Origin of the sequence: Actinomadura rudentiformis, from assembly GCF_008923185.1 — a bacterium.
Taxonomy (GTDB): Bacteria; Actinomycetota; Actinomycetes; order Streptosporangiales; family Streptosporangiaceae; genus Spirillospora; species Spirillospora rudentiformis.
The window spans coordinates 210,641-230,268 of record NZ_WBMT01000008.1 but is presented as its reverse complement, the minus strand read 5'-3'; the positions used below and the strand labels follow the sequence as shown (position 1 = coordinate 230,268).

Annotated in this window: 21 protein-coding genes; 8 read left to right on the top strand and 13 right to left on the bottom strand. The window is 69.6% G+C overall.

The genetic code is table 11. The features are described 5' to 3' along the window. Positions 1–121: 121 nt before the first annotated feature. From F8566_RS18665 to F8566_RS18645, 5 genes are all read right to left on the bottom strand, one after another. Positions 122–856 (bottom strand): alanyl-tRNA editing protein, encoded by a 735-nt coding sequence (locus F8566_RS18665; RefSeq protein WP_151561528.1) that lies wholly within the window; start codon positions 854–856, stop codon positions 122–124. A 27-nt stretch (positions 857–883) separates the two neighbouring features. After that, positions 884–1,216 carry a DUF2516 family protein gene (locus F8566_RS18660; protein WP_151561527.1) on the bottom strand — a complete coding sequence of 111 codons (333 nt, stop codon included), beginning with the start codon at positions 1,214–1,216 and terminating at the stop codon, positions 884–886. 141 nt (positions 1,217–1,357) lie between these two features. After that, positions 1,358–1,846 carry a hypothetical protein gene (locus tag F8566_RS18655; protein ID WP_151561526.1) on the bottom strand — a complete coding sequence of 163 codons (489 nt, stop codon included), beginning with the start codon at positions 1,844–1,846 and terminating at the stop codon, positions 1,358–1,360. Next, on the bottom strand, positions 1,843–2,235 hold the full coding sequence (locus F8566_RS18650) for a helix-turn-helix domain-containing protein (protein WP_151561525.1): 393 nt from the start codon (positions 2,233–2,235) through the stop codon (positions 1,843–1,845). Before F8566_RS18650 ends, F8566_RS18655 begins: the two co-directional genes overlap by 4 nt. 121 nt (positions 2,236–2,356) lie before the next feature. Then, positions 2,357–3,334, bottom strand: coding sequence for a neutral zinc metallopeptidase (locus tag F8566_RS18645; RefSeq protein ID WP_151561524.1), 978 nt, complete (start codon positions 3,332–3,334; stop codon positions 2,357–2,359). A 69-nt stretch (positions 3,335–3,403) separates the two neighbouring features. Between F8566_RS18645 and F8566_RS18640 the strand changes: the two genes are divergently transcribed. Together F8566_RS18640 and F8566_RS18635 are read left to right on the top strand one after the other, a co-directional pair. Further along, a complete protein-coding gene (locus F8566_RS18640; protein WP_151561523.1) occupies positions 3,404–5,125 on the top strand; it encodes a DUF2207 domain-containing protein in 1,722 nt (573 codons plus the stop codon). A 46-nt stretch (positions 5,126–5,171) separates the two neighbouring features. Further along, complete coding sequence (locus F8566_RS18635) at positions 5,172–5,384, top strand: hypothetical protein (RefSeq protein ID WP_151561522.1); 213 nt, start codon at positions 5,172–5,174, stop codon at positions 5,382–5,384. A 21-nt stretch (positions 5,385–5,405) separates the two neighbouring features. Here F8566_RS18635 and F8566_RS18630 read toward each other — a convergent pair whose 3' ends face one another. From F8566_RS18630 to F8566_RS18610, 5 genes are read right to left on the bottom strand one after another with little or no spacing between them, the layout of a single operon-like run. Then, positions 5,406–6,413: an amidohydrolase family protein gene (locus F8566_RS18630; protein WP_192809735.1), complete on the bottom strand. Its 1,008-nt coding sequence runs from the start codon at positions 6,411–6,413 to the stop codon at positions 5,406–5,408. Beyond that, positions 6,413–7,228, bottom strand: coding sequence for an ABC transporter permease (locus F8566_RS18625; RefSeq protein WP_151561520.1), 816 nt, complete (start codon positions 7,226–7,228; stop codon positions 6,413–6,415). Before F8566_RS18625 ends, F8566_RS18630 begins: the two co-directional genes overlap by 1 nt. After that, a complete protein-coding gene (locus F8566_RS18620) occupies positions 7,225–8,019 on the bottom strand; it encodes an ABC transporter ATP-binding protein (protein WP_151561519.1) in 795 nt (264 codons plus the stop codon). The genes F8566_RS18625 and F8566_RS18620 overlap by 4 nt, the downstream gene beginning before the upstream one ends. Beyond that, positions 8,019–8,903, bottom strand: a complete 885-nt coding sequence (locus tag F8566_RS18615; protein WP_151561518.1) for an ABC transporter permease — start codon at positions 8,901–8,903, stop codon at positions 8,019–8,021. Before F8566_RS18615 ends, F8566_RS18620 begins: the two co-directional genes overlap by 1 nt. Beyond that, positions 8,900–9,901: an ABC transporter substrate-binding protein gene (locus F8566_RS18610; RefSeq protein ID WP_151561517.1), complete on the bottom strand. Its 1,002-nt coding sequence runs from the start codon at positions 9,899–9,901 to the stop codon at positions 8,900–8,902. Before F8566_RS18610 ends, F8566_RS18615 begins: the two co-directional genes overlap by 4 nt. Positions 9,902–10,128: 227 nt before the next feature. On the opposite strand from F8566_RS18610, the gene F8566_RS18605 reads away from it, so the two are divergent. Continuing rightward, positions 10,129–11,142: a LacI family DNA-binding transcriptional regulator gene (locus F8566_RS18605; RefSeq protein WP_151561516.1), complete on the top strand. Its 1,014-nt coding sequence runs from the start codon at positions 10,129–10,131 to the stop codon at positions 11,140–11,142. A 251-nt stretch (positions 11,143–11,393) separates the two neighbouring features. Then, positions 11,394–12,437 (top strand): LacI family DNA-binding transcriptional regulator, encoded by a 1,044-nt coding sequence (locus F8566_RS18600; protein ID WP_151561515.1) that lies wholly within the window; start codon positions 11,394–11,396, stop codon positions 12,435–12,437. 55 nt (positions 12,438–12,492) lie between these two features. On the opposite strand, the gene F8566_RS18595 is transcribed toward F8566_RS18600, so the two are convergent. The 3 genes from F8566_RS18595 to F8566_RS18585 form a co-directional block, all read right to left on the bottom strand. Next, positions 12,493–13,320, bottom strand: a complete 828-nt coding sequence (locus tag F8566_RS18595; protein ID WP_151561514.1) for a sugar phosphate isomerase/epimerase family protein — start codon at positions 13,318–13,320, stop codon at positions 12,493–12,495. Next, positions 13,317–14,477 (bottom strand): Gfo/Idh/MocA family protein, encoded by a 1,161-nt coding sequence (locus tag F8566_RS18590; protein ID WP_151561513.1) that lies wholly within the window; start codon positions 14,475–14,477, stop codon positions 13,317–13,319. The genes F8566_RS18595 and F8566_RS18590 overlap by 4 nt, the downstream gene beginning before the upstream one ends. Before the next feature lie 89 nt (positions 14,478–14,566). Beyond that, entirely contained in the window at positions 14,567–15,610 is a 1,044-nt protein-coding gene (locus tag F8566_RS18585) for an amidohydrolase family protein (protein ID WP_151561512.1), read from the bottom strand. 56 nt (positions 15,611–15,666) lie between these two features. Between F8566_RS18585 and F8566_RS18580 the strand changes: the two genes are divergently transcribed. From F8566_RS18580 to F8566_RS18565, 4 genes are read left to right on the top strand one after another with little or no spacing between them, the layout of a single operon-like run. Then, positions 15,667–16,425, top strand: a complete 759-nt coding sequence (locus tag F8566_RS18580) for an SDR family NAD(P)-dependent oxidoreductase (protein WP_151561511.1) — start codon at positions 15,667–15,669, stop codon at positions 16,423–16,425. After that, positions 16,422–18,098 carry an acyl CoA:acetate/3-ketoacid CoA transferase gene (locus tag F8566_RS18575; protein ID WP_151561510.1) on the top strand — a complete coding sequence of 559 codons (1,677 nt, stop codon included), beginning with the start codon at positions 16,422–16,424 and terminating at the stop codon, positions 18,096–18,098. Before F8566_RS18580 ends, F8566_RS18575 begins: the two co-directional genes overlap by 4 nt. After that, complete coding sequence (locus tag F8566_RS18570) at positions 17,995–18,777, top strand: enoyl-CoA hydratase/isomerase family protein (protein WP_151561509.1); 783 nt, start codon at positions 17,995–17,997, stop codon at positions 18,775–18,777. The genes F8566_RS18575 and F8566_RS18570 overlap by 104 nt, the downstream gene beginning before the upstream one ends. Continuing rightward, a complete protein-coding gene (locus tag F8566_RS18565) occupies positions 18,777–19,625 on the top strand; it encodes a shikimate dehydrogenase family protein (RefSeq protein WP_151561508.1) in 849 nt (282 codons plus the stop codon). Before F8566_RS18570 ends, F8566_RS18565 begins: the two co-directional genes overlap by 1 nt. The last annotated feature ends 3 nt before the right edge of the window (positions 19,626–19,628 follow it).

Here is a 19,628-nt window from a genome sequence, read left to right as displayed (position 1 = left end):
CCTTCGGCTCGCTTCACGACCCGTTAGCGCGCTCGCGTGTGGGCTGGGGTCGTCGGCTCGGGAGATTGTCGCTGGCTCGGGAGATTGAGGTCCCAGCCTCCGCGGCCACCGTGGGCGGACGTCAGTCGGAGATCTTGATGCGGAGGCGGCGGAAGCCGCGGCCCTTGTTCTCCACCTTGGCGACCTGGATGCGGCCGATGTGCTTGGTGGACGCGACGTGGGTCCCGCCGTCCGCCTGGGTGTCGAGCCCGACGATGTCCACGATCCGCACGTCCTGGACCTCCGGCGGCACCAGGTTGGTGGCGGTCCGGATGATGTCGGGGATCTCGAACGCCTCCTTGCGCGGCAGTTCCTTGACGTCGATGCGCCGGTCCGCCTCGACCTCGGCGTTGCAGGCGTCCTCCACCGCCTGCTTGAAGCCGGGCGGCACCTCGCGCAGGTCGAAGTCCATGCGAGCGGTCAGCGGCTCCATGTTGCCGCCCGTCACCAGGCAGCCGTAGTCGCGGAAGACCACGCCGCAGAGCAGGTGAAGGCCCGAGTGCGTGCGCATCAGCGCCGTACGCCGCGCGTCTTCGACGGCTCCCGTCACGGCGGTGCCGGCGGGCGGGATCGGGTCGCCCTCCACCGGGATGAGCTCCAGGTCCTCACCCTTGCGGACCCCGGCGATGCGGGTCTGCACGCCTTGCCAGAGGAGCACGCCCTCGTCCGGCGGCTGGCCGCCCCCGCCCGGATAGAACGCGGACCGGTCCAGGACGATGCCCTCGGGGCCTGAGGCGAGTACGAGCGCGTCCCATTCGCGGAGCGTCTGGTCGTCGAGTTCGAGACGAGCCGTACGCCCGTGGTGATGTGTCCCCATAAGCGACACCCTAGGCCCGCGGTCGGATCACCAGGGGCCGTACGGGCCGGAACTGGAGTTGCCGCCGCCCTTTTTGTTCTTGTACGGCTTGACGGCGGGTTTCACGTCGGCCAGGTAGATCGCGGCGACGATGAACGCGGCGATCGGGAGGAACGACAGCAGCGGCAGGAAGCCGACGGCGCCGCCGAGGCCGACCACGTTGGCCACCACCAGCAGGATCAGCCACAGCTTCTTGGTCTGCTTGTCGGCCGCCGGGAAGGCGCCCTCGGGCACCTGGAGCACGTCGATCAGCGCGATGACCTCGAAGACGAACGCGACGATCGCGAGAAACCAGAAGAAATAGTTCAGCCCTGCCATCATCGTGCGATCACCACTCTTGTCGCGGCCATGGACCTCGTGCCCCTTCAGAGTAGTCAACGACGAGGCCCGGCCGGATGATCCCGGCCGGGCCTTCCACATGTCAACACCCGAAGGCGCATGTCAACCCCGGAGAGCGACGGCTCAGGCGTCGGTCTTCTTGGTCGCGGCGGCCTTGGTCTGGCTCTGCGCGGTCTTCTTCTGCTGCGCGGCCCGGGCTTTGGGGGCGGGCTTCGCCTCAGTGAGCTCGGCGACCTCTTCGGCCTCGCGGTGCACGACCTTCTTGCCGCGCTCGGCGAGCTCGTCGATGAACTCGACGGTACGGGTGCCGAAGTGGGTCACGTACGCGACCGCGGCGCCGGGCAGGTCCTTGACCTCGACCCGGTCCTGCAGCTTGGTCGCGGCCTCACGGGCCTCGCCGCGGTACTTGCCCACGGTCTCGCGGACCTGCTCGCGGACGTGGCCGCGGTACTTGTCGACGGTCTCGCGGAGCTCACCCTGGTACTTGGTGGCGGTCTCGCGGGCCTTGGTCATCTGCTCGGGCAGTTCGCGCACCTTCTCGGCCGCGAGGTCGCCGCCGCCGATGAACGTGTAGACGGCCTTGTTCTCGCGGAGGTTGCTGGCAAGCGTCATCCGGCCTCTTCCTTTCCTTCTGGTTGGTGCTCGGTCAGCACGTCGGCAGCTTCGTTCTCCTTGCGGAATGACACATAGATGTCCAGCAGCACTTGTTTCTGCCGCTCCGTGAGGAGCAGGTCGGCCCGCAGGGCGGCCTCCACGTCTGTGTCGGCCTCGCGTTCCTCGAGGATTCCGGCCTGGATGTACAACGCCTCGGCGGAGATCCGCAGACCCTTGGCGATCTGCTGCAGTATCTCGGCGCTCGGCTTGCGCAGGCCGCGCTCGATCTGGCTCAGGTAGGGATTGGAGATCCCAGAGACGTCGGCGAGCTGGCGCAGCGAGATCTTCGCCCGGGTGCGCTGCTCACGGATGTACTCCCCAATGGAGCCGACCTTCGAACTTGCCATGTCTCCACCCTGCGTCATGGTGCTTGCAATTGCAAGCACGTTGCTAGCACTTGGCCTGTGAGTCCCAACACATTAAGCAAACCCGCATGTCAATGGCGTTACGGAGGCAACAGGACGGTGCTCAGTTGACCGACGAGGCCGGCGCGGTCCATGTGTTGCAGACCGACAGCCTCTGGCCCTTGAAGCCCTTGACCACCCAGCCCGCGTAGTTGCGGCCCGAGCCGTGGTCGCGCCGGTCGACCGGCTGCCGCTCGTCGCCCCGGCCCTGCACGTCCACGATCATCGCGACGTACTGCTCCCGGGTCATCCCGATGGTGGAGCGCTCCGCCCCCAGGAAGGCCCCGGCGAAGCACTGCGCCTGGAGCTCGATGCGACGGCTTGCCGCGTTGCGGCCCGTGATGTCGGACTGCTCCATCTCCTGATGCCCGTACGACAGGATCCCCGAGCTGTCCTGCACGTGGTGGCCGTACTCGTGCGCGATCACGCGAGCGAAGACGGCGAAGTGCGACAGGGGCTCTCCGCCGGAGGTCTCGACGATGTGCCGCAGTCCCACGTAGATCGTGTTGTTGGCCGGGCAGTAGAACGCCGACGCCCCCGGGCTCGGGTAGGTGCCGCACGGGCTCCGGCCTGGACCGCTCCAGAAGACCCGCTTGGGGGGCGTGAACGGCACGCCCGCCTTGGCGAACTGCCGGCTCCACGAGGCGTCCAGGCATGAGCTCAGCGCGTTCATGAACCGGTCCATCGAGGCGACGCCAGGGCCGATCTGCGGCACCCGGCACTGGACCGGCGTGAGCGCGCCCGTGCCGTAGAGCTTGTTGTTCGTGACCGTCTCGCGGGTCACCGCTTCGCCGCGGGCGCCCGGCCGCCCGAACTGGCCACCGGCCCCGTCGGCGAGCGACGCGACGACCGAGAAGCCCAGAATCGCCAGAACGCCGAGCGCGGCCACCACACCGACCAGCCCCACCACGAGCCCGCCGGCCGTACGCCGCTGCGGATGGCGTGGAGGCCGGTAGTGGTACTGCGGCGGTGCGCCGCCGGGACCAGGCAGGCGGTACGGCGGCGCCGGTGCGGGCGCCGGGGGAGGGTGGTGGCCTGCCATAGCAAAAAATCATCCCATAGTGGCCGCCCTTAACCTTCCCTACCTGCCGTACCGGTACGCTTTGCGGCCATGTTGAGTCGCCTGCGGTCAATGGTCGCCTTCCTGGCCGTCGCCGCGCTCATCCCGCTGACCACCGGCACCGCGTCCGCCGCCACCACCGCGGCACCCGAACGGGTGATCAAGGACGAGGTCACGCTCAAGGTCGGGCCGGGCGGCGTCACGCACGCCCGCGAGACGATCGTGTACGAGTTCGGCGGCACCCGCGAGCTCCGGCGGACCTTCGTCACCCGCACCCACGACAGCGTGACCCGCGACCGTGTCTTCAAGGTCGAGAACATCAAGGCGACCAGCCCGGACGGCGGCCCGACGAGCGTGTCCACGTCCACCTCGGGCACCCGCACCACGGTCAAGGTCTCGGCTCCCGCCCAGCTCACCGGCCGCAAGACCGTCGTCCTCGAATACGACGTCAGCGGCATCGCCACGCCCCTCGGCGGCATCGAGGAACTCCGCTGGACCGCGCTCGGCGGGTGGAAGGTCCCGATGGACGCCGCCCGGGTGACCGTGGACGCCGGGACGATGATCCGCAGCATCAACTGCTTCGCCGGGCCGCTGGAGGGCTTGACCGGCTGCTCGCAGTTCTTCACCGACCACACGCGCACGCGCGGCGAGTTCCGGCATGACCAGCTGCTGCCGGACGAGTACGTCACCGTGGTCGTCGGCCTCCCCGCCGGCACCACCAAGGCGCAGCCGATCTACGAGCGCCGGCACACCGTGGCGACCGCGTTCTCGGTCAACGGCATCACCGGGAGCGCCCTCGCCGGCCTCCTCCTGCTCCTCCTCGGCGGCGTGATCGCCCTCTATCTCCTCCGCGGCCGGGACGCCCGGATCGTCGCCCAGAAGGCCGCCGAGGCCGACCACGCCCCCCTCGCCGGCTCGGAGTTCGAGCCGCCGGACGGCGTCCGGCCGGGCCAGATCGGCACGCTCATCGACGAGCAGGCCGACGTCATCGACGTGACCGCCACGATCGTCGACCTCGCCGTCCGCGGCTACCTGCTGATCGACGAGGAGGACCGCGAGGTCACCGGCCGCCTGGACTGGGAGCTCCAGCGCCTGGAACGCCCCGCGGAAGAGCTCCTTCCCTACGAGCGCCTGCTCCTGGACTCGCTCTTCACAGCACCGGACGGCACACCCCGTACCGCGGTGAAGCTGTCAGCCCTGGGCGGCACGTTCGCCACCCACCTCGCCAAAGTCCGGTCCGCGATGTACGACGACGTCGTCGCGCAGGGCTGGTTCGCCCGCCGCCCGGACAAGGTGCGCTCCCGCTGGACGATCGCGGGCTTCATCCTCACCGGCCTCGGCGTCCTGGGCACGGTCGCCCTGGCCCTCCTCACCGACCTCGCCCTCGTCGGCCTCGCCGTGATCATCGCGGGCGCCGCCCTGGCCTACGGCGGTCAGTACATGCCGGCCAAGACGGCCCGCGGCGCAACGGTCCTCGCCCACGTCATCGGCTTCCGCGCGTACCTCGAACGCGGCGAGATCCCGGAAAACGACGAGATCGCCGCCCGCCAGCGCATAGCGCTCTTCTCCCGCTTCCTCCCCTACGCCGTGGTCTTCGACCTCGTTCCCAAGTGGGCCAAGACCGTCGAGAACGCGGGCGAGCGGGCCAAAGGCGCCGACAACCTCTACTGGTACGAGGGCCCGGCCGAGTGGGACCTCTCCAAGTTCGCCGAGTCGATGCGCGCCTTCACCCTCACCACCTCGGGATCGATCTCCCAATCCAGAGGCCTGTGATTCAACCCCTCCTGACGGGTAGGGGCCCAGTACAGGAGGTGACGGCATGCTGGCAGAAGCATCCCCGACCGGAGCGAACATCCTGCTCATCGTCGGGCCGATCATTCTCGCCCTGGCGCTCATCACATGGCTCGGATTGACGCTGTACGCCAAGCGGAAGCGCATAGACCATCCGGAGCGCGTGCACGGCAAGGCGACCAAGCGAGGCCCGGTGGCAGGCGGCATCATCGAAGGCGACCCAGGCCAACGCAAACCATAAAGAGCTGAGACCAAGGCCTCCCTAACGCGCGGCCATGCGCATCAGGCGCCGGATGTTCCGGTAGTAGATCTTCTCGCGGTCGAGGTCGTGCACGTCGAGGGCGTCGATGACGCGGATCGTCTCGCGGATGTACATGGGCCCGCCTTCGGGGTCGAAGGGGCAGTCACTTCCGAACACCACATGGTCGGCGCCGAAGAATTCCAGGCCGCACCGGATGCCGATGTCGGAGCCGGACAGGGCGGTGTCGGCGTAGAAGCGGCGGAAGTAGTCCAGCGGGCGCTGCGGCAGCAGATCCCGGTAGTCCTCGTCGGCGGTGCGGCTGCCGAGCTGGTCGCTCCAGCCCAGGCCGATGCGGCCCTCCAGGTACGGGATCATGGCCCCCATATGGTGGGTAATGATCTTGATGTCGGGATGGCGTTCGAACAGGCCGGAGAAGACCAGCCGGGACATGGCGACGCTGGTCTCGTACGGCCAGCCGAGCGCCCACCAGATCTCGTACTTGGACGTGTCCTCGGTGGCGTAGTCGGCGAACGCGGGACCGCGGGCGGGATGCATCCAGACGGGCAAGTCGCGCCTGGCCATCTCGTCGAACAGCGGCTGGAACGCCGGATCGTCCAGGGGACGGCCGTTGACGTTGGTGAAGACCTGGACGCCGCGGGCGCCGAGATCGTCGATGGCGCGGGCGAGCTCCTCCAGGGCGGCGTCCGGGTCGTTCATCGGCAGGGAGGCGACGAACGCCGGGAACCGGTCGGGATGCTTCTCGCAGAGTTCGAGCATCGACTCGTTGGCGAGCCGTGCCAGCGCCGCGGACTCGGGCGGAGCGGCGAGCAGCTCGATGGGCGGTGAGGACAGCGTGAGGATCTGCTGGTAGCCCTCGCCGAACTCGTCCATGATCCGCAGCCGCGCGTCGAGGTCGTGCAGCGCGGGCAGCTCCAGCCAGCGTTTGAGCGCGCGGGGGTTGACGGCCAGCTCGCGCATGCGCTCGAAGTACGGGGCAGGCAGGATGTGGCTGTAAGCGTCGACCTTCATCAGTGTCCTCTCGTGGTCTTCGGAACCCAGCGGGTGACGCGGCGGTCGACGGCCTGGACCAGGCCGACGGCGCTCAGCGCGACGGCGATGACGACCAGGAGCACGGCCAGCACCTCGGCGCTGTCGAACCGTCCGCCCGCCTCGGTGACGACATGGCCCAGGCCGACGACCGCGATGAACATCTCGCCGTTGATCATTCCGGTGACGGCCCGGCCAACGCCCAGCCGGACACCGGCCATGATCATGGGAAGGGCGGCCGGGAGCATGACGCGCAGCAGTATCCGCCCCTCACCGGCGCCGTAGGAACGGGCCATCTCCACCAGGTGCGCGGGGACGGACTGGATCGCCGACGCGGTGTTGATGACGATGACGAACATCGCGTACATGACCACCACGGCGATGATCGAGCCGCGGCCCGCTCCCAGCAGGGAGAAGAAGATCGGTGCGAAGACCAGCGACGGGGCGGTGAGCAGCGCGTAGACATAGATGCCGAGAGCGGCCTCGACCTTGCGGTAGCGGCCCATGGCGACGCCGATGGCCAGCCCGGCGACCAGCGAGATGGCGAACCCGGCGGCGAGGTTGATCAGGCTGCCGCCCAGGCTGCCGAGGATCATCCCTTCGGAGGTGATGTCGGCGAGGCGGGCCAGCACCGTGCTCAGCGGGGGGAAGAACGACACGTCGGCGAGATGCCCGATCAGTTCCCACGCCGCGGCGCCGGCCGCCAGGCTGAGGGGGGCGGCGGGCAGGCGCCGCCAGGGCGACCGCCGGCGCTCGCGCGGCCTGCGCACGCCGGGGCGTTCGGCCAGCGCGCTCATCCGGCCACCTCGGCGGGACGTTGCTCTTCGTGCATCTCCCGGAGCCGGTCCCACAGGTAGGCGGTGATCTCGACGTATTGACCGGAGCGTTCGAGGGCGCCGACATCGCTGGAACGCGGCCGTCGCAACGGGACCGGAACGATCTCGGCGATGCGTCCGGGGCGGGCGCTCATCAGCACGACGCGGTCGCCCAACAGCACCGCCTCCTCCATGCTGTGGGTGATGAACACGACGGTCATCCGGCGTTTCTCCCAGATCGTCAGGAGTTCCTCCTGCAGCAGACGGCGGGTCTGCTCGTCGACCGCGCCGAAGGGCTCGTCCATCAACAGCACACGCGGCTGGACGGCGAGGGCGCGGGCGATGCCCACGCGCTGTTGCATGCCACCCGACAGCTCGCCGGGGCGCTTGGTCTCGAATCCCGACAGCCCTACCAGGGCGATCAGCGAACGGGCGCGTTCCTCGCGTTCACTCCGGCCGACACCGCGCATCTTGAGCCCGAAGGCGACGTTGTCCAGCACTGTCGCCCAGGGCAGCAGCGCGAAGTTCTGGAACACCATGCCGCGGTCGGGGCCCGGCCCGCGCACCGGTGTGCCGTCGATGAGGATGTCGCCGTCGTTCCAGGGGATGAGCCCCGCGATGGCCTTGAGCAGCGTCGTCTTCCCGCACCCGCTGGGCCCCAGCACGGTGAGGAACTCGTTCTCGGCCACGTCGAGGTCGACGTCCCGCAGCGCGTGGACGGTATCGCCGTCCTGGCCGACGAAGGTCTTGCTCAGCCCACGGATTTCGATCACTATGCGCTCCTTGCCGGATTCGGTCGAGCCCATCGGGTCAGCTTGCGTTCGCTCCACCGCGCGACGGAGATCAGCAGGAGCGCCTCCGCCAAAATGATCACGATGGTGCCGTACAGTTCCGGGGCCTTGAACAGGCCGCGATACTCCAAGATCAGCCCGCCGAGCGCGGTGGAGACCATGAGGAGTTCGACGATCACCATGCCGGTGACCGCGCGTCCCAGGCCCAGCCGGATCCCCGTCATGATTGCGGGCAGCGCGCCGGGCAGCAGGATCCGCGTCCAGATCTGCCGCTCCGTGGCGCCGAACGAGCGGGCCATCTCGATCAGCGACGGGTCCACCTGGCGGACCCCGGCGCGGCTGTTCACCACCACCATCACGATCGAGAAGATCGCGACGAGGATGACGCGCGAGGCCAGCCCGAATCCCACCGACATCACCAGCAGCGGGATGATCGCGGCCATCGGGGTGACCAGGAGGATGTTGAGGTAGACGTCCGCGAAGCGCTCCAGCGTCCGGAACCGGCCGAGCACGATGCCCGCGGGCACGCCGGCGACGACCGCGATGGCGAAGCCGAGTACCAGCGCCTGGTTGCTGGCGTACATCGCCCGCCACAGCTCGGCGGTGCCCAGTAGCCCGGCCGTCGCCTGGACCGTCTCGGCGAAGGTCGGGATGAGCAGCCCGCCCCGCGTGCGGGCGTACAGTTCCCAGCCCACGGCGAAGACGGCGAAGGTCAGGAACTGGTACAGCGGGGCGGCGTTCACGAGCCGCCGCAGCGGCGCGGGGCGCTGCTCGGGCTGGGGACCGGCCCGGAAGCCGGAGGCGCGGCGCGGCCCCCGGAAGCCGGAGGCGCAGCGCGGTCCCCGGTGCCTCGTCACGGTGCTCATGCCGCCGCCCTGAGGAAGGTCAGGTCCGCCGCGTCGCGCGGGGTCATGCCCCGCTCGATCACGCCGGCCCGGACGAAGAAGTCGATGGTGCTCTGGACGTTCCGTTCGGTCAGCGCCCCGGCGTTGAACAGCTTCGCCTGGGCGTACCGCCGGGCGACCTCGGCGACCTCGGCGGCGTCCTCCTTGGGGAGGTGCTTGGCCACCAGTGCCACCAGATGCCGCGGATCGGCGTTGATCTTGGAGTGCTCGCTCACCAGGGCGCTCACGAACGCCTGAGCCGCCCCCCGGTACGAGGTGAGGAACCCGGTGTTGGCGTAGACGGTCTGCGGGCGCAGGTCGGGCAGGTTCTTGGCGAAGTCGACGATCTGGGTGAACCGGCCCCCGCCCGATGACTCCAGGGCGACCACGTCGGAGATCTCCAGCGGCGTTGCGTCGATCTCTCCCGCGACAAGGGCGTGAGCGCGCACGTCCGACCCGCCGATGGTCAGGTAGTCGGGCCGCTTGCCCGCGCCGCATCGGGCGCCCACCCACTCCTTGGTCATGGCGGTCGCCACCGCGCCCTTGCTGTAGATCCCGAACGGGCGGCCGCGCAGGTCCTCGCAGGAGGAGATCCCGCGCTTGCCGTAGATCGCCCACTGATTGCCGACCCCATCGGCGATGATCTTGATGGGGGCCTTCTTCTGGATTGCGATCAGCGCCGGGCTCGTCGCCTCCGCTGAGATCGCGTAATCGCCCTTGGCAAGTCCCTCGATCGCCAGTTCCGGCTCCGCCAGCTCGACCACCTTGACCCGGTGCCCCGCCCGGCGGACGGTGTCGATGGCCGCCAGGATCGGGACCGTGGTGATGTCCGGCTCGATGACCGCCACCGTGAACGAGACCGTTCCGTCCGCATTGGTGTGCGCACCTCCACCGCCGCCGCACGCGGCCACGGTGCACGCAGCCGCGGTGCACAGGGCCACGAGCGCGGCGATCCGTTTCAGATGAGTCCCGGCGTGCATGGCTCTCCTCCTTCACGCGAACCCGTGTGACGGTTCACACGGATCCGTGTCTCGGTCGAGGTCAGCGGCTAGGCAAACGTATGCCTTACCGGCATGTTAGTGAGCGGTGCTGCGCGTTCGTCAAGGGCTAATCACAGGTCGAACGCTCGGTCATGTCGCCGACTCACTCGCTGACCTGGGCCGAGTCGTGCTAGAAATAGGAAAACGTTGTCCTAAGGAGTGAGCCGGTGAGTTCGCTGGTTGAGGTCGCACGTGCGGCCGGAGTGTCCGTGTCCACCGCGTCGCGGGTGCTGACCGGCTCCAGCCATCCCATCTCGGCCAAGACCCGCGCCAAGGTCATCGCCGTGGCCGAGGAACTGGGCTATTCGCCCAGCGCCCTGGCACGCGCACTGGTCTCCCGCAGCAGCCGGCTGATAGGCGTCCTCGTCAGCGACATCGTCAACCCGTATTTCTCCGTCATCGCCCGCGGCGTGGACGACGTGACCAGCCGGGCCGGCTACGTCACCATGCTCTCCAACGTCGACAGGCGGACCACGACGGAGATCAACCGGCTGCAGACCATGCGGGACTACCGCGCCGCCGGAGTCATCTTCGCGGGCAGCGGCCACGTCGACGACCCGCACGCACCCGAACTGGCCAAGGCGGTCCGCCAGGCGCAGGACCAGGGCCTCCAGATCATGTCGCTCACCATGCGCGACATCGGATGCCCGGTCGTCACCGCCGACAGCCAGGCCGCCGCGTACGCCGTCACCGACCACCTCATCTCGCTCGGCCACCGCCGGATCGCGTTCATCGAAGGACCGTCCGGCATGATCGCCTCCCGGCAGCGCCGCGACGGTTTCCTCGCCTGCATGAGCGACGCCGATCTCGCCGAGTCCGCGCGATGCCACCCCGGCGGCTTCGACTATGAGGCCGGGCACACCGCCGCCATGCGGCTCATCGCCCATCCGCCGCTGCCCGACGCGATCCTCGCCGCGAACGACGAGGCCGCCGTCGGAGCGCTCCACGCCCTCCGGCAAGCACGCATCGACGTGCCCGGCCAGATCTCCGTCGCCGGCATGGACGACCTCCGGGTCGCCCAGTTCGTCGGCCTGACCACGGTCAGCCTGCCGCTGTACGAGATGGGCGCCATGGCCGCCCGCCGCATCATCGATGCCTCATCCGGCACCGACAGCACGGCCCTCACGGTCCTGAGCCACCGGCTCATCCCACGTGAGACCACCGGCCCGCGCCAGGGCTGATTCCACCGCCCGCCCCGTCGCCGGGAGGCGCGCCCCGGCCGCCCCCGGTCGCCGGAGGCACCCGGCACACCCATGGATTCGAGGCGATGTCCGGCGGAAAGCGCCTTCAAGTAGCCATCGCTAAGCGTGGCGATTCTTCCCTATGACGTCGAGTACCTAGTGCTAGCGCTTGCAGTTCTGCGTCCGATCCGTGCTGATTGCTGCGCGATATGCTGCGGGTCGCAACAGGTGTGCGTGGTGGGAAGGTGCCGATGCCGTCTGAAGGCCGCCCCGTCCGTCTCAAGGACGTCGCGGATCACGCCGGAGTCTCGCTGGCCACGGCCTCTCGCATGCTGAGCGATGCGGACTACAAGGGGCGGGCCGCGTTGCGCGACCGGGTCCTGGCGGCCGCGGCCGAGCTCGGTTACCGGCCGAACCTGCACGCGCGCGCCCTGGCCAGCTCCACCTCGACCAGCGTGGGCCTCGTCGTGCACGACGTGCGCGACTCCTACTTCGCCATGATCGCGGGAGGCGTGATCGAGGTCGCCGAGGCGCACGACCTGCTGGTGACCATGGTGTGCACCTATCGGGACCCGCGGCAGGAGCTCAACTACCTCCGCCTGCTCAGCACGCAGCGTCCCCGCGCCATCGTCCTCGCCGGCAGCTCGTTCTCCGACCGGGCCCACGCGGCCGCGATGATGGAGCAGCTGGCGGCGTACCAGGCCGCCGGCGGAGCGATCGTGTCGGTGACACGGGGACGCAAGATCGGGCACCTCGTCAAGATCGGCAATGTGGAGGCCGCCCGCCGGCTCGCCCACCGGCTCGTGGACCTCGGGCACACCTCGTTCGGTGTGATCTCCGGCCCGGCCAAGCTCACGTCGGTGAGCGACCGCCTGCGCGGGTTCCGGCTCGGCCTTGAAGACCGGGGCGTCCGGCTCGCCCCCGGCTCGATCGTCCGTGTGGACCTGTCCCGGGACGGCGGCGCCCGCGGCGCCCGCCTGCTGCTCGACCGCCCCGATCGTCCCGACCGGCCGACGTGCGTGTTCGGGGTCGCCGACGTGGTGGCGGTCGGCGCGATGGCGTGGATCAGGTCCGCGGGTCTGCGCGTCCCGGCCGACGTCTCGGTCGCCGGGTTCGGGGGGACGCCCCTGGCCTTCGACACCGTCCCGGTGCTGACGACGGTCGAGCTCCCCCTCGAACGCATCGGCCGGGTGGCCATGGAGCTCGCGCTCCTGCCCGGGAACGAGCCGCGCCACACCGTGGAGATCGATGGCGCCGTGCAGATGCGGGACAGCACGGCACCGCCCCGCCCGTGACCGCCCGCACGTGACCGTCCGCCCGGGACCGTCCGGCCCGTTACCGCCGGGACGGTCAGCCGAGCACGCCCGCCGCGAAACGCTCCTTGATCACGCGGATCACCTCGTCCGGCGGGGACGACCACACCTTCTCGTTGAAGATCTCCACCTCGATCGGCCCGTCGTAGCCGGTGGCGTCGACGGCACGGGTGATCCCCCGCAGGTCGATCACGCCTTCGCCGGGCACGCCCCGGCCGAAGACCGGGTGCGGCTGCGGCACCAGCCAGTCGCACACCTGGTAGCCGATGATCCGGTCGCCGGCGCGTTCGATGCCCTCGGCGAGCCGCGGGTCCCACCACACGTTGTAGGTGTCGATCGCGATGCCGACCTCGTCCGGCCCGAACGGCTCCGCCAGTTCGACGGCCTGGTCCAGGGTCACGATGACCGATCGCTCGGCGCACATCATCGGATGCAGCGGTTCCACGGCGAGCCGCACTCCGCGCTCCGCCGCGTAGGGCACCAGCTCGGCCAGGCCGTCGCGGACGGCCGCGCGTGCGGCCGGGAGATCACGATCGTCTGCCACCCCGCCGCACACCAGGTACAGGACGTCGGCGCCGAGCCGGGCCGTCATGTCGATCGCCCGCTCGTTGTCCGCCCGGCCGGCCCACGACCGGTCGGGGCTGTTGCCGGTGAAGAAGCCGGCACGGCAGACACTGGAGACCGAGACGCCGTGGTCGGCGAGAACGCCGGCGGCCTTGTCCACGCCGATCTCCGCGACGCTGTCCAGCCACGCCCCCACGTGGCCGATACCGTGGCGTGCGCATCCGCGCACCGTCTCCTCGAAGGTCCAGCTCTTCACCGTGATCTGGTTGATGCTCAGCCGGTCCGTGAAGGGCTCCGTCATGAGGCCGGGACTTCCAGGTCGGGAACGTCGATCCAGCGACGCTCGCGCCACGACCGCATCGCGAGTTCGGCGAGCTGAACGCCCTTGGCCCCTTCGAGCAGGTCCCAGCCGAACTCGGCGTCCTCGACGACGTGGCGCAGGAACATCTCCCACTGGACGCGGAACGCGTTGCCGAATACCTCGTTGTCGGGAACCTCCGCCCAGCCCGCACGGAAATCGATCGGGTTGGGGATGTCGGGATTCCAGACGGGCATCGGGGTGTTGGCGCGCGACTGCACGCGGCAGTCGCGCAGCCCGGCGATGGCGCTGCCCAGGGTGCCGTCGAGCTGCCACTCGCCGATCTCGTCGCGGTACGGGCGGGTCGCCCACGAGGTGGTGAACTGCGCCAGAACGTCGTTGTCGAACTGGAACATGCCGTACGCCGCGTCCTCCGCGGTCGCCGGGTACTCCTCGCCGTTCTCGTCCCAGCGGCGAGGGATGTGGACCTGGCCGTGGCAGAGCACGGACCTGACCGGGCCGATGACGTCGTCGAGCACATACCGCCAGTGCGGGTACATGTCCATGATCAGGCCGCCGCCGTCCTCCTTGCGGTAGTTCCACGACGGCCGGTTGAGGTGCTGCCAGTCACCCTCGAAGACCCAGTACCCGAAGTTCAGCCGGAAGCTGAGGAGGTCGCCGAAAAAGCCGCCGTCGATCAGCCGTTTCAGCTTGCGGATTCCAGGCAGGAACAGCTTGTCCTGGACGACCCCGTGCTTGATCCCGGCGGCGTCGGCGAGCCGGACCAGCTCGAGCGCCTCCTCAAGGTCGCCGGCGGTCGGCTTCTCGCAGAAGACGTGCTTGCCGGCCGCGATCGCCTTCCTGACGGCCTCGGCGCGCAGGCTGGTGAGCTGGGAGTCGAAGTAGATCGTGTCGTCCGGATCGCCGAGGGCCTCGTCGAGGCTGGTGGTCCAGCGGTGGACGCCGTAGCGGGTGGCGAGCGCTCGGAGTTTGGCGGCGTCGCGGCCGACGAGGATGGGATCGACCACGAGCGTGCGCCCGTCGGCGAGGGGGAGCCCGCCCTCGTCCCTGATGGCGATGATCGATCGTTCGAGATGCTGGCGGGTTCCCATCCGCCCGGTGACGCCGTTCATGATGACGCCCACGCGAACCTGATCCATGCCGTCCCTCCTTCTTGAGGTGAATCCGAGGAAAAACTGTAAGCGCTTTCTATCTTCGCCGAGATTTTCCTGTCAAGGGCGCCGGAGCGTCACGCACCGGTCAGCAGGCGATGCGCGGTCATGCCCAGGACGGCTGCGACCTGCTCACCGGAGAGGCCGACGCCGGCGGCGGCGCCGGCCCTGGTGACGGCCCTGGTGACGGCCCCGACCGGGTCTGCGCACCCCGTCGGGAACGGGTAGTCGCTGCCGAGCATCACGCGATCGGCGCCCGCAAAGTCGATCAGCCAGGACAGGGCCTGGGGTGAGTGCGTCAGCGAGTCGAAGTAGAGCCGCCGCAGGTACTCGCTCGGCACCGCAGCGCTGGGGCCGGGCGCCGGCTCAAGGGCCGCGATCGCGTCAAAACGACCCGCGGCGTAGGGCAGGAACCCGCCTCCGTGGACAACGCAAAGGCGCAGGTCGGGGAAACGCTGGAGCGTCCCGGCCAGCGCCATGGCGCCCACGGCCGCTGTCGACTGGGCGGGATTGTCCACGATGTCGGTAAGGCTCGGGAAGGTGACCCCGGCGGGCGAGGCCGGCCTCCAGGGGTGAAGGAGCACCAGTGCCCCGGTGCGGCTCGCCGCATCCCAGAACGAATCCCAGTCGATCTCGTGGAGGGCCGGCCCGGCCCCGCCGAGGCCGATCTCGGCCCCCTGGAAACGACCGGTGTCCAGGCAGCGGAGCAGCTCGTCGGCGGCGGAGCCGGGGTCGCGCCGGTCCAGCAGGGACAGGGCCCGAAGACGGGAGGGCTCGTGGTCGACCAGGTCGCCGAGGGAGTCGTTCACCATCCGGACGAACCGCGCGGCGTCGTGGAGCCCGATCTCGTCGGGAGTCAGCTCCATCCACGGCGAGACGAGCTGGACGTCCACTCCCATCCGTTCCATCGCGGCGAGCCTGCGGGATGGATCGGTCAGCCCCTCTTCGATCGGCGGCGTGATGCGGCCGCCGATGTCCAGGTGGATTCCGTCCGTGTCCTCCCGTACAGCCACACCTGGCTGCTCGTCCCGTAGGCGCTCGATCAGGGTGTGCGGCACGGCGTGGGCGTGCACGTCGATGACAGGGGTGTTCTTCCGGCCCGGTATTGCCATGGCGTCCATGCCGTGAGAATGTACATCAAAACTGAAAGCGCTCTCAGAAGGGAACGGCTGGACCGATGCGACTGCCACCCCTGCACGACCGGGTCGTCCTGGTCACCGGAGCCGGCCGCGGAATAGGAAGATCCATCGCGATGGCCGCCGCGCTCGACGGAGCCCACGTCGCCATCGCGTACCACTCCAGCGAGGCGGGGGCCCGCGAACTCGCCGAGGAGATCCGGGCCGTCGGCCGCGACACCGACGTGCACCCATGCGACGTGGCGCGCCGGGAAGAGGTGTTCGCCCTCGTGGACTGGGCCGGGAAACGCTTCGGGCGGATCGACGGACTGGTCAACAACGCAGGGATCATGCCGGAGGCCGCTTTCCTCGACCTGACCCCCGAAGACTGGGATCTCGTCCTGAAGACCAACCTGTACGGGATGTTCCACGCCAGTCAGGCCGTGCTCCCCGGAATGCTCGCGCGGGGCGGCGGCGCCATCGTCAACATCGCCTCCCGGCTCGGCCTGATCGGCTGGCCCGGGGTCGCGCACTACGCGAGCGCCAAGGCCGGGGCGATGGCCCTCGCGAAGTCGATCTCACGAGAGTTCGGGCAGCGCGGCATCAGGGCGAACGCCGTGGCGCCCGGCGTCACCAACACCGCGATGGGACGCACCGTGATGGAGGGTGAGGTCGGACGCAAGCGCATGCTGGAGCTCCCCCTCGGGCGGTTCGGCGAACCAGGAGAGGTCGCCGAGTGCGTGACCTTCCTGCTCTCGGATGCCGCCGGCCTCCTGCTCGGCCAGACGCTGCATCCCAACAGCGGAGGGCTGATGCCGTGAGCGCCCGACTCGTCAGCGTCGAACAGGCCGCGGAACTGGTACGCGACGGCGACGTCCTGTGGATCGGCGGATCAGGCGCGGGTCACGGCGTCCCCCAGGCGTTCATCGACCAGCTCGCCGCGCGCTTCACCCGCTCCGCGTCACCGCGCGACCTGACGACCGTGCGCGTCGTCGGAATCGGCGACTTCGACGAGCGCGGCATGTCCCAGCTCGCGCTCCCAGGGCTGACCCGGCGCACCATCGGCAGCAACATCGGCAACGAACCCCGGCTCGGCGCGTTGGTGGCCGGAGACGAGATCGAGTCCTACTCCTTCCCGCAGGGGGTGCTGTCGGCGCTGTGCCGCGACATCGCGGCGGGCCGTCCAGGCCACCTCACCCACGTGGGCCTCGGCACTTACGTCGACCCGCGCCAGACCGGTGGACGCCAGAACGCGCGCACCGCCGAGCAACTGGTCCAGGTCGTCGAACTGGCCGGCCGGGAGTGGCTCTTCTACCCCGCGCTGCCGGTCGACGTCGCGGTGATCCGTGCGACCACCGCGGACGAGGACGGCAACCTGACGTTCGAGCGCGAGCCGATCCTCGGAGATTCCCTCGCCCTGGCCATGGCGGCCCACAACAGCGGCGGCATCGTCATCGTCCAGGCCGAGCGCCTGGCCGCGCGAGGCTCGCTGCGGCCGAACGAGGTGCGGATCCCCGGCGCCATCGTCGACTACGTCTACGTCGACGAGCGGCAGCGCCAGACCTACAACACCGCCCATTCGCCCTTCTACTCCGGCGAACTGCGCATGCCCTCCGACGCCGGCCCTCCGACGACCCTGGACGTCCGCAAGGTGATCGCGCGCAGAGCACTCCTCGAATTCCGTCCCGGCGACATCTGCAACCTCGGCTTCGGAATCTCCCAGCAGATCGGCGCGGTGGCAGCCGAGGAAGGCGTGGCCGACCGCCTGACCCTCACGGTCGAGCAGGGCATCTTCGGCGGCGTTCCCGCGCACGGCCCGGACGGCGGTGCGGGGGTGAACTATCAGGCGCGCCTGGAGCAGCCCTCGATGTTCGACTTCTACGACGGCGGCGGCCTCGACATCACCAGCCTCTCGTTCGCGCAAGTCGACCGGCACGGGAACGTCAACGTCCATGCCTTCGGCGAGCGCATGCGCGGCCCGGGGGGATTTCTCAACATCAGCGCCCTGACCCGGCGCCTCTGCTTCGTCGGGACGTTCACGGCCGGTGGCCTGCGCGTCGGGCTGGCCGGCGGCGCTCCCGCGATCGAGCGTGAGGGCGCCCAGCGCAAGTTCGTCGACACCGTCCGGGAGATCAGCTTCAACGGCCGGATGGCGTTGGAGAAAGGGCAGACCGTCCGATACGTCACCGAACGCGCGGTCTTCGCCCTGACCCCGGAGGGTCTGGAGCTGATCGAGGTCGCCGACGGGCTGGACGTGCGCAAGGACGTGCTCGCTCACATGGAATTCCGGCCCACGGTCAGCGAGCGCCTGCGCCCCATGGACGCTCGCCTGTTCCGCGCCGCTCGCATGGGGATCACTGACGACTTCGCCACCGGCGAAAGGAGCCGACATGGCCGCACTGGTCAACGTGACGCACGGCGCGTGCGCGGAGATCGAGCTGGACAACCCGCCGATGAACGTGGTCTCCCGCGAGCTGACCGTTCGGCTCCGTGAGGCGCTGCGCGCCGTCGAGGCCGACGAGCGGACCCGCGTCGTGGTGCTCCACGGTGCCGGCGATCGGGCGTTCTGCGCGGGATCGGACATCGCCGAGTTCGAAGACCTGCACGGCCGGGTGGCCGAGGGCAAGCTCCTGCTGGAGAAGCTGGTCTACCGGCAGCTCGCCAGGCTCCGGGTGCCGTCCATCGCCGCCATCGAGGGGTTCGCGCTCGGCGGGGGCTTGGAACTGGCCCTGTGCTGCGACCTGCGGGTCGCGGGCGAGCACGCCAGGCTCGGCCTGCCCGAACTGAAGCTCGGGGTCGTCCCCGGGAGCGGCGGCACCCAGCGGCTGCCGCGCGTTGTCGGGTCCGCCCGGGCCAAGGAGCTCATCCTGCTGGGGGAGATCGTCGACGCCGCGACCGCCCTGTCGATCAACCTGGTGAACCGTGTCGCGCCGGCGGGTTCGGCACTGACGGCGGCGCGCGAGATGGCGGAGACGATCGCCGCTCGCGGGCCGGTCGCCGTACGAACCGCGAAGGTGCTGCTCGACCAGGCGACCGAGCGGACGCTGGACGACGGGCTGGCCCTCGAACTCGACGCGGCAGAGATGATCTTTTCCACCCATGACGCCCTCGAGGGGGCACGGGCCTTCCTGGCGAAGCGTCCGCCGAACTTCTCAGACCCCGAGGAATCGTGATGCGCACAGTCGCCCTGTTCGGAAACCCGCTGCGCCGCCTCCACTCCGTGGTCATGCACAATGCCGCGTTCGCCGCCTTCGACATCGACGCCCGCTACGAACTGAGGGAGCTGCAGGAGCCGGAGCTGGCCGCTCAGGTGCGGCAGGCCCGGAAGGAGCAGTGGCTCGGCTTTCAGATCACCGCGCCGTACAAGCAGGCGATCATGTCCTTGCTCGACGAGGTCGAACCCACCGCCCGGCGGATCGGAGCCGTCAACAGCGTGGAGATCACTGAGGACGGCCGGCTGATCGGCTTCAACACCGACGTGATCGGCTTCATGACGGCGGTGCGGAACTGGGCGCACACCGATCTGACCGGCGCCCGGGTGGTCGTCGCCGGCTCCGGCGGGGTAGGCCACGCCGCAACCTACGGCCTGGCCGAAGCCGGAGTCGAGCGCCTCACCGTACTCGACCTCGACGCGGCCGACGCCCGCCGGCTGGCCACGGAGTTCAGCGCGTTCACACAGATCGAACCGATGTCGTTCGAGGATCCACGTACAGGCGACCGGCTCGGCGAGGCGGACCTCTTCGTCAACGCCACATCAGTCGGCATGCTGACCCCCGGCCCAGTGGTCGATGTCGCCCGCATCTCACCAGAGGCCGCGGTGTTCGACGTCGTGTACGTCCCAAGCCAGACCGAGCTCGTCCGCCAGGCCAGGGCGCGCGGCATGCGCGCGGCAGGCGGCGCCGACATGCTGGTGGCCCAGGCCGCGGCGGCCTTCGTCCGCTGGACCGGCAAAGAAGACCCGACAACCGTCATGCGACAAGCAGTCAACCCCCTCCTCCACCGCGCCGACCTGACCCCCTGACGC